Source organism: Sphingomonas sp. BRN-1R (assembly GCF_057748035.1).
The window spans coordinates 3067865-3079893 of record NZ_CM173236.1; the positions used below are offsets into that span (position 1 = coordinate 3067865).

Genomic DNA, 12029 nt, shown 5'->3' on the forward strand with positions numbered 1-12029 from the left:
ACGCCTCCCCTGCCGCGCAGAGGTTTAGCGTCGGCGACGGCGGCGGCAAGCGGGGAAGTCGCGCCTAGCGGATACCGCCGCCGCGCGGACCGGCATGGTCCGCCAGCGCCGGCACGTCGCGCAGTTCGTCGCGCAACTGGCGGTGGACGATCCAGCCCTCCCCGATCACCAGCATCGCCGCGAGGATGACGAGCGCGAACCCCGCCAGCGACGTCGCCACCCCCGCCACCGCGATCACGGGGACGTGCGGCACGATCACGTCGAGCGCACCGAAGATCAGCGAACCGATCAGCAGGATCGCCGCGATCAGCCCCAGCAACGTCGCCCACCCCATCAGCCGGCAGCGCTGAAGATAGGTGAGGATCTGATCCTTGAGGTTGCCGGCGCGTTCGTCCTCATGGTCGTTGGAGCGGAAATCGCCGACCGCCTCGCGGTAGCGGTCGATCGCGGCATCGTAGCGCTGTTGCAGGAACCCCATGAAGATCCATGCGGCGAACACGATCGACGCATTGGGACCGATTGCTTTCAAAACCTCGCCGAGGTGAATCATCGTGTTGCGGTCCTTGGCATGGTGGCGGAGAGCGGCATCGGCGCGAGGCGCGCTTCGACCTTCGCCAGCGTGCGGTCCGGCCCGTCCAGCGCGAACACCGACAGGCCCGGCACGACCGGCTCCAGAGCAGGCAGGGCGGCGAGGGCCGCGCGGAGATCGGCATAGCCGGCGCGCCAGCGCTCGGCGGCCGACCCGGGCGAGAAGTCGAACGCCTTGCCGCTCACCTCGCGCGCCGCGCCGGAATAGGCGACGTGCAGCAGCGTGATGCCCGGTGCTCCGGCGTCGGCGTTTCGGGCATGGATCGCCTGCCACGCCGCGATCGCGCGGCGGCTCTGCGTCGCGAACATCAGATCCTGCATGCGCACCACCGTCTCGCCGAGCGTCTGCGGGCGCGGTGCGCGCAGCGGCAGCAGGTCGAGCGCGATACACAGCAGCGGGCGCGCCGGCGGTGTGCCCAGCACCACGTCGAGCGGCAGGTTGGCGGAGATGCCCGCATCGGCGAGCAACCGGCTGTCGATCTCCACCGGAGGGAACGCCGGCAACAAGGCGCTGCTGGCGCGGAGATGATCGGGAGTGATGCGGTGCGCACCGGTGCAGAACAGGACGTCCTCGCCATTCTCCACATCCACCGCGGTCGCGCAGAAGCGTGGCGTGCCGCGATTGAGCAGATCGAAGTCGATCGCCTCCTCCAGCGAGGCGCGCATCGGCGTCGTATCGTAGAGGCTGGACGGCTCGGCATTGCCGAACGGGTTCCACAACGGCCCGAACAGATGCCGGGGCGAGAACAGCCCGCCCCGCCCCGTCGCCATCGTCCACAGCGCAGCGCCGGTCCGCCGCGCCTGATCGAACGGATCCGCGTCACGCGCCCGGCGGTCGGTGCCGGATGCCGCGACACGCCACCACGCCTGAAGCTGCGCGATCCGCCGCGCGGCCGGGTTGCCGCAGATGATCGCACCGTTGATCGATCCTGCCGATGCGCCGACCACCCAATCCGGCTCGATCCCCTGTTCGTGCATCAGGTGGTAGGCACCACCCTGATAGGCACCCAGCGCGTTGCCGCCGCTGAGCACCAGCGCCACGTCGTACGTGCGGTCGACCATCAGGTGTCGCGCGTCAGCGAGCTTTTGCGTCCACCATCATCGGCGGCCGGCGGCTGTCCGCGATCGAGCTGGTCGGACGGACGCTTGGCATCGCCCGGGCGCTGATGCTCGGTCGAGAGGTTCGGGCTCGGCTGCTCACCGGTGGTGGCGGGCAAAGGCGCCGGTGCCGGTGCCGGTGCCGGTGCTGGCGGGCCGTCGTGTTCTCGCGCCTCTGCATCGAGTTCACGATAGAGTTGGCGGCTGCTCCCTTCCGAACGAGGGTCGCGTCGATCCACCTTGCGGTTGGCGAGCCGCGCCCAGACCAGCGCGACGACGAGCACGACGGGTCCGCCGATGAGAAGGATCGCCCAGAAATGATCTGCAAGGTTCATGGTCTTCGTTCCCGAAACCGTGTCGTGCGCAGTCAACGTGTCCAAAGCGATAGCGTTCAATTCACCCGCCAAATAACGCCGCGATTGATGCAAGTTTATCTTGCGGTCCGCTGCGCCTGAGCAGGATCAGCCGGCTATCGCGCAAGATAAGTCGATGGCCGCACCGACAATCGTCTTGATGCAGGTTACGGCCCGGAACGCGCCCGTCATGCGGCGGTTGAGCGGTTCGGCACGAACGCGGGAGTTGCTCATGCGGATTCACCATCTCAATTGCGGTACGGACTGCCCCGTCGGCGGCGCGCTGTTCGACGGGCGCAGCGCCGGGGTGCTGGGGCATCTGGTCTGCCACTGTCTGCTGATCGAAACCGACGCGAGCGGGCTTGTCCTCGTCGATACCGGCTACGGCCTCAAGGATGTGCACCGCCCGCACACGCCGCCGGCGCGGATCACCCGCTTCATGCGCGGCCTGCTCAACATCCAGCTACGCGAGCAGGAAACCGCGATCCGGCAGATCGAGGCGCTCGGCTATTCCGCAAACGATGTGCGTCATATCGTGCTGACCCACCTCGATTTCGACCATGCCGGCGGGCTGGAGGATTTTCCGAACGCGCGCGTCCACCTGCTCGACCGCGAGTTCCAGGAGGCGACGGGGCCGCGCACCGGCTTCGTCGCACGCAACCGCTATCGCCCGGCGCAGATCGACGGCATCGGCAACTGGAAGCGCTACGGCGCGACCGGCGAACCGTGGTTCGGCTTCGACGCGGTGCGCGGGCTCGAAGGGTTGCCGCCCGAGATCCTGCTCGTGCCGCTGCCCGGCCACACCTGGGGCCATGCCGGCGTGGCGATCGATCGCGGCGACCGCTGGCTGCTCCATGCCGGCGACGCCTATTTCTACCGGGGCGAGATGCGCGAGGCGCGGCGGCGCTGCACGCCGGGGTTGCGGGGCTATCAGACGATGATGGAGGTCAGCCGCGAACAACGGCTTGCCAACCAGGCGCGGCTGCGCACGCTGTCGATCGCCGAACGCCCGCGGCTCGACGTGATCTGCGCGCATGATCCCGTCGAACTCGATCGCTGCGTGGCGGGAACGCCGCTCTGACGCTTCAGGCGGCCTGCGTCGCGCGCGGCTCGGGCTCGCCGACGCCGTCGCGCGCCGCCCAGCGCGTGGCGAGCCGCCGATAGGTCGCCAGCGCCTGCCCGACCACTTGATCCATATTGTAATAGCGGTAGGTGGCAAGCCGCCCGACGAAGCTGACGTCGCTTTCGGCCAGCGCCAGCGCCTCGTAACGCTTGTACATCGCCTGATTTTCCGCGCGCGGGATCGGGTAATAGGGATCGCCCTCGGCGCTCGGATATTCGTAGGTGATGCTGGTCCGATCGCACACCTGCCCGGTGAGGTGCTTGTATTCGGTGATGCGGGTGTAGGGCACGTCCTCGGCCGGAAAATTGACGACCGCGACCGGCTGATGTTGCACGGCGTCCACGCTCTCGTGGCGGAAGTGCAGCGAACGGTACGGCAGCTTGCCGTAACGGTGGCCGAAATACTCGTCGATCGGCCCGGTGAAGACGAGATGCGTGTGCGGATGCGCGGCGCGGGCGGTTTCGTAATCGGTGCCGAGCAGCAGATCGATGCTCGGATGATCGAGCATCCGTTCGAACATGCGCGTATAGCCCTCCGCCGGCATCGCCTGGAACCGGTCGGTGAAATAGCGGTCGTCGGTGTCCGTGCGGGTCGGCACGCGCGCGGTGACGCATTTGTCGAGCTCCGACGGGTCCATGCCCCATTGCTTGCGCGTGTACCCCTGAAAGAAAGTCTCGTAGAGATCGCGGCCCACCGCCGAGATCACCACGTCGGCGGACGTGCGCACCACCTCCACCGGCTCGGCACGCGCGGCGAGGAACGCCGCCGCATCCGCCTCGGTCTGGAGGTCGAGCCCGTAAAGCAGGTTCAGCGTCGTGCGGTTGATCGGCATCGGCACGAGCAGATCGCCGACCGAAGCGAGCACGCGGTGCTCATAGGGCCGCCAACGCGTGAAGCGCGACAGATAGTCGAACACTTCGGCCGAGTTGGTGTGGAAGATGTGCGGGCCATATTGGTGGATCAGCACGCCCGCGTCGTCATGACGGTCGAAGGCGTTGCCGGCGATGTGCGGACGGCGATCGACCACCAGCACGCGCTTGCCCGCATCCGCCGCCAGCCGCTCGGCCATCACAGCGCCGGCAAAGCCTGCGCCGACGATCATCGCGTCATAGGCAGCGGGCCGCTCGCCGGTCCAGATCGCGGGCGCGACCACGCCGCGTGGCGCCGTGTCGGCGATCACCCCGGCAATCAGCTTGGCCATCGCCGCATAGCTCGCGTCCCAGCTAATCGTCGCGAGCATCGCATCCACCGGACCAAGCCACGCGTCACGATCGCCCAGCGCGAGCGCCGCGTCACACGCGGCGATGAACGCCTCGGGTGTATCCGCGATCGAGACCGCGTCGATCGCGGCATAATGGCGGATCACGTCGGCGATCGGGGTGGAGACGACCGGACACCCGGCGGCGAGATATTCGGGCGTCTTGGTCGGGCTGATAAAGCGGGTCGCCTCGTTGATCGCGAACGGCATCAGCGCCACGTCCCAGCCGCGCAGGTAATCGGGCAGCTCGGCATAGGTCTTGCCGCCGAGGTAGTGGAGATTGGCGCGGCGCGGCAGGTCGTCTTCGCCGATCTTGACCACGGGGCCGACGATCACCAGCGACCAGTCGGGCCGCGCATCCGCAATGGCGGCGAGCAGCGCGAGGTCCATGCGCTCATCCACCACGCCGTAGAAGCCGAGACGCGGGCCGGGAATTGCCGCCTGATCGGCAGGCGTCACGCCATCGAAGCGCGCCGCCGCGAAATGCCGCGCATCGACCGCCGAGGGGAACGGATGCACGCTCGCGTGGCGGTCGCGCTTGGCTTCGTACAGGCTGTAGCCGCCGGTGAAGACGAGATCGGCCCGCGCGATCAGCCGCTGTTCGAGCGGCAGCAGTTCCGGCGGCGCGCCCTTGAAGTTGGCGAGTTCGTCCATGCAGTCATACACGACGCATTCCGCCGCGACATGCTCGGAAAAAGGCAGCATCATCGGCGTGTAATACCAGCGCAGCACCTGCGCGGCGGCACGTTCGGCGATGGCGGCGTCGAGCAACCCGCGCAGCGCCGCAGCCTCCGCCTGCGCATCCATGCCCCACGGCAACTGCGGCACCGCGACGACGACGCCGGTTTTGGGGCACGGCGTCGTGACCAGCGCCGGCTCGGCGGCGCCATAATGCGGCTCCTCCCAGAACATCACCTGCCAGTCGCGCGCGAAACGGCTCATCAGATGCTGCGGCCGCTGGAAGACGAAATTCCAGCGCAGATGGCTGAAGCAAAGCAGCAGATTCCGGGGTTCACGAACAGCATCGACGGGGGAAGAAGATGTGTCGATGCGCTGATCGTTCATGAAAAGAACCTTGCTGACGAATGAACAGAGTTCAAAACTCCGCCGTCACGCGCCGGTTCCAGAAAAGCGCTTCGAAACCAGCGCCTTAACATAGATCATGCGTTTGTCGTCTTCAGCGCACCCGCTGCGCCGTGATCGCGATGTCGGCGCCGACCGCGCCCAGCGCCACCACAAGCGCGCCACCACGCGCACGCACGTGCTGCTCGCCACTGACCGCGCCGCTGCGCGTATCGAACAGGCGCACCCGCCACTCCGCCTCGCCATCGACCGGCAGCGTGACCGACGCCGCGCGCGGCGGCAGGTCCTGCGGCACCATCCCCTGCGCATTACGACCGCCCCGCCGGACCATCCACGCAACCGCCTGATCGTCGTCGGCGCAGGCGAACAGATGGAAGCCGGGCGCGCTCGCTTCGGCGTTGAGGTTGCGCGGGGCGAACCGCGTCCAGTCGATCAACGGCAGGAACGCGGCCATCGCACGTTGCGCATCGCGCATGCCGTGGGTCAGCACATGCGGGTGGCGGTTGGGCCAGCGCATCCCGCCCCCCACGCCGCCCGAAGCGAGGTGCGCCCAGCTCATGTGTCGGAAATATTCGTCGTCGAACGGCTCGGGCAGCGTCTTGTGCTTGTCCTTGAAGCTGTGGATCGGCCCGTGTTCGGTGTCGAGGAACGGGCGGCTGTCGGTGATCTCGGCGAGGCTTTCGCGCACGACCGCACCCATCGCCAGCGCCGGGCGCACCGTGTCGCGCGGATGGTCGATCGTGCCGGTCGCGTAGATGTGGATGCTCGCGAAATCGAGGTCCGGGTGGCGGAAAATCGGCCCGCGCAGATCGAGATGCGGCTTGAGGATCAACTCCGGCCCGAACAGCGACACGGTCTGCGGGTGCGACCGCCCGTACAGTTGCATCTCCAGCTTGCGGACGTGGCACGACAGATCGTGGATGAACGCGCCGAACTGGTCGGCGCTGTCCTGCGCCTGGGCGGGGTGGATCTCGTTCCACAAATCCCACGCGAACAGCGCGCCCGACCCGCCCCAGCGCCGCACCACGAACTCCAGCCGCGCCTTGATCGCCGCGCGCGTGTCGCCGCACAACAGCAGCCGCGACGGGTGATCGAGCGGACCGCCCTGCGTCAGGTTCCAGGGATGGTGCCGCCAGTGCAACCACATCCAGAAGGTGTCGACCGGAGTCAGCAGGATACGCAGCCCGACCCGCTCGCACATGGCGAACAGATCGTCCCACAATTGCACCATCGCCGGCACGAATCGCCCGGCCGGACGCTCGAAATAGCGGTGCCGCACCTGCGCATATTCGAGCATCAGCCGCAGACAGGTGACGCCGTTCGACACAAGCCAGCGCAGGTGCCGCTCCACGCCCGGCAGATCGCGGCGGCGGAACAGCCCGGCCAGTTCGGGCCAACTGATCGCATCGTTCTGGCCGATCGGCGTCCATGCCGCGCCGCGCTCGTCGACGAAGTAGCGCGATCCGGGGGCTACCGCGATCCACGGCAGCGGCGTCGCTACGCCCGGCGGCGCTAACACGAAGGGGTTTCCGCATCGTCCATCAGCCGCGGGATGACCGCGAGCAGATCGCGCGCGAGGAAGCCGATCCGCCCGAGCCGCCTCGCGCAGTCGCGCCCGCTCTCGCCGTGCAGCCACACGCCCCAGCCCGCGGCCACCTGCGCAGGCGCGCCGCGTGCGAGCAGCCCGCCGATGATGCCGGCGAGCACGTCGCCCGAACCGCCGGTGGCAAGGCCGGGGCCGCCGCCGGCATAGTGCAAGGTCGGCGCGCCGGGTGTCGCGATCCACGTCTCGGCCGACTTCAACACGACCGTCGCACCGAACCGTGCCGCGCCTTCCTCGGCCAGCGCGGCGCTTGCGGGCATCTCGTCGCAGCCCATCATCGCCGCCATCTCGGCTGGGTGCGGGGTCAGCACGATCGGGCCGGGATGCGCCTTGATAGCGGCATGATGCGCGCCCGCGCAGCGCAGCATCGCCGCGTCGAGCAGCAGCGGCACCCGCGGTGCGCGCTCGATCAACGCGGTCAGGATCGGCCCGCCGTCCGCGCCACTTCCCATGCCGGGCCCGATCGCGAGTGCGTCGCACCGGCCGATCATCGCGCAGATGTCCTCGCAGGCGGCGTCACCCAGTTCGCCAGCATCGTTGGCGGGCAGCGCCACCACCGCCGCCTCGGGCATGGCGATGCCGAGCGGCAACGCCGCCGGTGCGACCGTGGCAAGCTGCACCTTGCCCGCCCCCGCGCGGAACCCCGCCTCGCCGCTCAGCCGCAGCGCGCCCGGCACGCGCAGCGACCCGCCGACGATCGACAGTCGCCCGCGCGCATTCTTGTCGGTGACGGTATCGGGTTGCGGGAGCGGGTTCGCCGCGCGCCAAGCCGCATCGAGCGCGATCATCCGCGCGCGCCGATCATCGCATCGGGATCGCTGGTGACATGTGCGCCGGCCTGAACCGCAAGCGGCGCGGTCACGTTGTAGCGCACCAGCGCGAGGCCACCGTCCCGCCCCAGCGCCGGATCGTGGACATATTCGGTGACGGAGCAATTGGCGACGTCGCCCGCCCGGTCGATGGCGAGGATCTCCTCCTCCGACAGATTCTCGATGATGTAGCGCATGCACAGCACCACCACCTGATGCGCGACGATCATCACTTGCCGCCCGCCGTAATGGAGCGACACGGTATCGAGCAATGCGCGCAGGCGGAAGATCACGTCGCACCAGCTCTCCCCGCCGGGCGGACGGTGGTAGAACTTGCCGAGCAGGCGGCGGAACTCGGCCTGTTGCGGTTCCTCGATCGCGATGCCGCCGGTGGTCAGTCCGTCGAGGATGCCGAACTCCTTCTCGCGCAGCCGCTCGTCGGAGCAGATCGCCTCGTCCGCCGCCGCGCCGCCCGATTCGCGGAACAGCCGTGCGGTCGCCTGCGCACGCGCATAGGGGCTGCACAGGATCACCTCGGGACGCCCCGGCCCCGCCCCGCCGGCGAACCAGCGGCCGAGCGCACGCGCCTGCTCCTCGCCGAGCGGCGACAGCGGCACGTCGACGTCGCGGATCTCGAGCGGGATCCGCGCGAGCCCGCTTTCATGCGCCAGATCCCGCGCGACATTGCCCGCGCTCTGCCCGTGCCGCACCAGCCACAGCCGCGCCGGCCAGCGCACCGTCATGCGTCGTGCCCGTCGAGCGCGGCGGCGATCATGCGCTGCCACACCGCGATATCGCCGGCGCGCTCCATCTGCGCATCGGGCTCGCGAATTGCCTTGAGCACCGCAGCCGCATCCTCGACGTGATCGCGCCATGCGGTACTGACCGGGCCGGCGGCATGCGGATCGACACCATCGGCGTTGCTGCTGAGCCGCCGCGCCGCCAGCACCCGCGCGATCCGCTCTATCGCCGATGTCGCCGCTATGTCCATCCCCGCCGCCTCCGTGTCATCCTGCCGCGCAGAACCGGTGCCGGTCGGCAGGGTTCCTCGGCGCGGCGCAGGAAAGCGCCTGTCTTGATGCAGGTTACGCAGTTCAGCACGGCAGCGAAGCGCCTGAACATAAAAGCCCCGCCGACCTGCTGGCCGGCGGGGCTTTTAATGGTGGGCGTGGCAAGGATTGAACTTGCGACCCCTGCGATGTCAACACAGTGCTCTACCACTGAGCTACACGCCCACGCGCTTGGCCCGTAAGCCTTGCGAGCCGCGCCCAATAACGAGGGTTTGCCCCTCGCGCAAGCGGGCTTGTCACGAAAAATCAGCCGCCGCTCGCGCGCTCCATCTCGAACATGCGATCCACTTCGTTCACCAGGTCGCGCAGGTGGAAGGGTTTGGACAGCACGCGCGCCTGCGGCATGGTCTTGCCCGCCTTCAGCGTGACCGCCGCGAAGCCGGTGATGAACATCACGCGCAGATCAGGCGCGATCTCGCCCGCGCGCTGCGCAAGTTCGATGCCGTCCATCTCGGGCATGACGATGTCGGTCAACAACAGGTCGAAATGCTCGGTTTCGAGCAGCGGGATCGCCGCGGTGCCGCGATCGACCCCGCTCACCGCATAGCCGGAGCGTTCCAATGCGCGCGTAAGATACTCGCGCATCACGCGGTCGTCCTCCGCCAACAAGATCCTGATCATCGCGTCTCGCCAAAACTCAAGACCCGCATCTATGCGCAAAGCCCTTAACATTTTCCAGCCGCATCGCCGCGATTGCGGTGGTTCGTGCCCGGCCTTAGTCTGCCTGCGATGGCGCAGCCGATTTCGTCCTTCGACCTGTTCGACGCAGACCCGCCGGCGGGGCCGGTGATCCTGTCGGTGCCGCATGCCGGGCGCGACTATCCGCTGGCGATGCGCGCGGCGATCCGCGCGCCGCTCAACCTGCTCGCCGCGCTCGAGGATCGGCATATCGACGCCGTGGCGCTGGCGGCGCGCGGGCGTGAGCCGACCATCGTGCAGCGCCGCGCGCGCGCCTGGATCGACCTCAACCGCAGCGAAAGCGAGCGCGATCCGGCGATCGACTCGGGCGTGTCGGCCAAGACCTCGCCCACACCGTCGGCCAAGCTGCGCGGCGGATTGGGCCTGATTCCCCGCCGCACCGGCGCGATCGGCGAAATCTGGCGACGCAAGCTCGATGGCGCGGAGGTCGCGGCGCGCATCGTCGAGGATCACCGCCCGTACCATGCCGCGCTGGCCGGCATGCTGGCGGCGGCGCGGGCACGCTTCGGCATGGCGGTGCTGCTCGACGTGCATTCGATGCCCTCGCTCGGCCGCGACGCCGCGCGGCTGGTGATCGGCGACCGCTTCGGCCGCAGCGCACCGGCGCGGATGATCGCGCGGATCGAAGCCGAGGCGGCGGCGGCCGGCGTGCCGGTCGCGCTCAACGCACCCTATGCGGGCGGGCACATCATCGAGACGCATGCCAATCCGGCGGCCGGCATCTTCGCGATCCAGCTTGAATTCGACCGCACGCTGTACCTCGATGCGGCGCTCGACCAGCCGGGGCCGGGGTTGCCCGGCACCGCCGCGCTGCTGCGCCGGATCGTCGCCGCGATCACCGACGAGGCACTGCCCCGCCCTGCCGCGATCGCCGCGGAATAACCGGCGCGCACAAAAAAACCACCGCGTGCGGAGCACGCGGTGGCCAAGGTTCAGGGAGGAGATACGCTGAAAGCGTATCGCATGGCCTCGCGAAAGGGGGGACACGAAGCCACGCAACCGCAATATAGGCAGGGGTATATTGGGCTTCAAGGCGAAAAAACGCGGCGGCAAAAAAACCTTGAAAATCGCGGATTTCTGACAGTTTCATGACAGACGCAAAGCCGCTACGGCGCACAGGCGGCATGTCGCACCGCCGCGTGAAAGAGCATGGCACACACCGCAACCGTCGCCTCTCCATCTTTCGCGCGCCACCTGTTTCGGGTATCGTTACGACATGGCAACGATCATGGCTTTGCTGCTGCTCACCGCGCCCGCGCCCATCGCGGACGCCGATGCCCGGTGGGTGCCGTTCACGCTCACCCCCGGCAACCAGATCCGTTTCGACGCGCGGGTCGACGGCCGTGCGGTGCGCGCGATCCTCGATACCGGCGTCACCACGTCGACCGTGTCGAGCGACTTTGCCGCCGCGGCGAAACTGTCCGTGCAGGCCGGGCCGGCGGCGCTGACGGTGAGCGGACGGGTCGCGGCGGCCTCGACGGAGCAGCACGCCGTAGGTTTCGGATCGTTCACGCACGACGCCACACGGCTCGCGGTGGTCGACCTGCCGCCGGACGCGACCGGCGGCGCGGCGATCGACCTCCTCGTCGGCGCGGACCTGACCGCGCCTTATGCGCTCGACATCGACTATGACGCGCACCGCTTCCGCTTGCTGCCGTCCGGTCGGCTACCGTTTCGCGGCACCGCGACGCCGCTGCGAATCGTCAGCGACTGGGGCTTCTACGTCACCGAACTCTCGATCGCTCAGGCGCGGATCGGCGCGGTCGTCGTCGATACCGGCGACGGCACCGGCCTCACCCTGGCGGACGCGGCGGCGGCGGGCCTTGGTGACATACCCAGGACGACGACGCTCGATCATGCGCTCGGCGGTGCCGTGGTGGCCGACCTCGCGATCTTGCCCGAGGTGCGCAGCGGCACGCTGAAGATCCGCAACGTCGAACTGCGCATCGAGACGCACGGTCTAGCGGATGCGGCCAACGTGTCGGGGCGACTCGGGTCGGAGGTGCTGCAACGCTATCGCGTGCTGCTCGACCCCAGCGCCGGCCGGATGGTGCTCGCGCCGGGTCGCGATGTCGACCGGCCGCCGCTACGCTCGACCAGCGGCTTCCTGCTTGCCGTCGAGCCCGCCCGGCTCGGCGTGCTGCATGTGATGCGCGGCAGCCCGGCCGAACAGGCAGGCTGGCGCGCAGGCGACGCGATCTGTTCGGTCGACGGTGCCGCGATCGGCGCAGGTTACGGCACGAGCGATATGGCACGCTGGCCGGTGGCAACCCCCGGACGCACCGTGCGGCTGACCGACTGCGCGGGCCGGCAGCGGCCGGTCACGCTGCGCCAGTTCTACTGAA

Annotated in this window: 13 protein-coding genes and 1 tRNA gene; 4 read left to right on the forward strand and 10 right to left on the reverse strand. The window is 68.7% G+C overall.

The genetic code is table 11. From position 1 onward, the window contains the following. Nucleotides 1-64: 64 nt before the first annotated feature. The 3 genes from AC3ANX_RS14355 to AC3ANX_RS14365 are packed head-to-tail and all read right to left on the reverse strand — an operon-like array spanning nucleotide 65 to nucleotide 2114. Entirely contained in the window at nucleotides 65-550 is a 486-nt protein-coding gene (locus AC3ANX_RS14355) for a DUF2721 domain-containing protein (RefSeq protein WP_488333942.1), read from the reverse strand. Next, on the reverse strand, nucleotides 547-1650 hold the full coding sequence (locus tag AC3ANX_RS14360) for a patatin-like phospholipase family protein (protein ID WP_488333943.1): 1104 nt from the start codon (nucleotides 1648-1650) through the stop codon (nucleotides 547-549). The genes AC3ANX_RS14355 and AC3ANX_RS14360 overlap by 4 nt, the downstream gene beginning before the upstream one ends. Beyond that, a complete protein-coding gene (locus tag AC3ANX_RS14365; RefSeq protein ID WP_488333944.1) occupies nucleotides 1650-2114 on the reverse strand; it encodes a hypothetical protein in 465 nt (154 codons plus the stop codon). The genes AC3ANX_RS14360 and AC3ANX_RS14365 overlap by 1 nt, the downstream gene beginning before the upstream one ends. Nucleotides 2115-2271: 157 nt before the next feature. On the opposite strand from AC3ANX_RS14365, the gene AC3ANX_RS14370 reads away from it, so the two are divergent. After that, nucleotides 2272-3120: an MBL fold metallo-hydrolase gene (locus tag AC3ANX_RS14370; RefSeq protein WP_488333945.1), complete on the forward strand. Its 849-nt coding sequence runs from the start codon at nucleotides 2272-2274 to the stop codon at nucleotides 3118-3120. A 4-nt stretch (nucleotides 3121-3124) separates the two neighbouring features. Here the strand turns inward: AC3ANX_RS14370 and glf are convergent, their stop codons facing one another. Further along, complete coding sequence (glf, locus tag AC3ANX_RS14375; protein ID WP_488333946.1) at nucleotides 3125-5362, reverse strand: UDP-galactopyranose mutase; 2238 nt, start codon at nucleotides 5360-5362, stop codon at nucleotides 3125-3127. A 3-nt stretch (nucleotides 5363-5365) separates the two neighbouring features. On the opposite strand from glf, the gene AC3ANX_RS14380 reads away from it, so the two are divergent. Further along, entirely contained in the window at nucleotides 5366-5509 is a 144-nt protein-coding gene (locus AC3ANX_RS14380) for a hypothetical protein (protein WP_488333947.1), read from the forward strand. An 88-nt stretch (nucleotides 5510-5597) separates the two neighbouring features. Here the strand turns inward: AC3ANX_RS14380 and AC3ANX_RS14385 are convergent, their stop codons facing one another. From AC3ANX_RS14385 to cpdR, 6 genes are all read right to left on the reverse strand, one after another. Then, entirely contained in the window at nucleotides 5598-7022 is a 1425-nt protein-coding gene (locus AC3ANX_RS14385) for a glycoside hydrolase 5 family protein (protein WP_488333948.1), read from the reverse strand. Further along, on the reverse strand, nucleotides 7016-7894 hold the full coding sequence (locus AC3ANX_RS14390) for an NAD(P)H-hydrate dehydratase (RefSeq protein ID WP_488333949.1): 879 nt from the start codon (nucleotides 7892-7894) through the stop codon (nucleotides 7016-7018). The genes AC3ANX_RS14385 and AC3ANX_RS14390 overlap by 7 nt, the downstream gene beginning before the upstream one ends. After that, the gene (locus tag AC3ANX_RS14395) at nucleotides 7891-8658 is read right to left on the reverse strand and encodes a histidine phosphatase family protein (protein WP_488333950.1); all 768 of its coding nucleotides are present in this window, start codon (nucleotides 8656-8658) and stop codon (nucleotides 7891-7893) included. The genes AC3ANX_RS14390 and AC3ANX_RS14395 overlap by 4 nt, the downstream gene beginning before the upstream one ends. After that, a complete protein-coding gene (locus tag AC3ANX_RS14400; RefSeq protein WP_488333951.1) occupies nucleotides 8655-8906 on the reverse strand; it encodes a hypothetical protein in 252 nt (83 codons plus the stop codon). Before AC3ANX_RS14400 ends, AC3ANX_RS14395 begins: the two co-directional genes overlap by 4 nt. Before the next feature lie 169 nt (nucleotides 8907-9075). Then, nucleotides 9076-9150: transfer RNA gene (locus AC3ANX_RS14405), tRNA-Val, on the reverse strand. 81 nt (nucleotides 9151-9231) lie between these two features. Then, on the reverse strand, nucleotides 9232-9606 hold the full coding sequence (gene cpdR / locus AC3ANX_RS14410) for a cell cycle two-component system response regulator CpdR (RefSeq protein WP_488333952.1): 375 nt from the start codon (nucleotides 9604-9606) through the stop codon (nucleotides 9232-9234). A gap of 108 nt (nucleotides 9607-9714) precedes the next feature. Between cpdR and AC3ANX_RS14415 the strand changes: the two genes are divergently transcribed. Together AC3ANX_RS14415 and AC3ANX_RS14420 are read left to right on the forward strand one after the other, a co-directional pair. After that, nucleotides 9715-10566 carry an N-formylglutamate amidohydrolase gene (locus AC3ANX_RS14415; RefSeq protein ID WP_488336960.1) on the forward strand — a complete coding sequence of 284 codons (852 nt, stop codon included), beginning with the start codon at nucleotides 9715-9717 and terminating at the stop codon, nucleotides 10564-10566. A gap of 346 nt (nucleotides 10567-10912) precedes the next feature. Then, nucleotides 10913-12028 (forward strand): retropepsin-like aspartic protease, encoded by a 1116-nt coding sequence (locus AC3ANX_RS14420; RefSeq protein ID WP_488333953.1) that lies wholly within the window; start codon nucleotides 10913-10915, stop codon nucleotides 12026-12028. Nucleotide 12029 lies beyond the last annotated feature (1 nt).

Coding starts and splice junctions, on each gene's coding strand:
- AC3ANX_RS14360 (WP_488333943.1), bottom strand. CDS start 1,650: ATGGTCGACCGCACGTACGACGTGGCGCTGGTGCTCAGCGGCGGCAAC.
- AC3ANX_RS14415 (WP_488336960.1), top strand. CDS start 9,715: ATGGCGCAGCCGATTTCGTCCTTCGACCTGTTCGACGCAGACCCGCCG.
- AC3ANX_RS14390 (WP_488333949.1), bottom strand. CDS start 7,894: ATGATCGCGCTCGATGCGGCTTGGCGCGCGGCGAACCCGCTCCCGCAA.
- cpdR (WP_488333952.1), bottom strand. CDS start 9,606: ATGATCAGGATCTTGTTGGCGGAGGACGACCGCGTGATGCGCGAGTAT.
- AC3ANX_RS14355 (WP_488333942.1), bottom strand. CDS start 550: ATGATTCACCTCGGCGAGGTTTTGAAAGCAATCGGTCCCAATGCGTCG.
- glf (WP_488333946.1), bottom strand. CDS start 5,362: ATGAGCCGTTTCGCGCGCGACTGGCAGGTGATGTTCTGGGAGGAGCCG.
- AC3ANX_RS14420 (WP_488333953.1), top strand. CDS start 10,913: ATGGCTTTGCTGCTGCTCACCGCGCCCGCGCCCATCGCGGACGCCGAT.
- AC3ANX_RS14395 (WP_488333950.1), bottom strand. CDS start 8,658: ATGACGGTGCGCTGGCCGGCGCGGCTGTGGCTGGTGCGGCACGGGCAG.
- AC3ANX_RS14370 (WP_488333945.1), top strand. CDS start 2,272: ATGCGGATTCACCATCTCAATTGCGGTACGGACTGCCCCGTCGGCGGC.
- AC3ANX_RS14400 (WP_488333951.1), bottom strand. CDS start 8,906: ATGGACATAGCGGCGACATCGGCGATAGAGCGGATCGCGCGGGTGCTG.
- AC3ANX_RS14380 (WP_488333947.1), top strand. CDS start 5,366: ATGCTGCGGCCGCTGGAAGACGAAATTCCAGCGCAGATGGCTGAAGCA.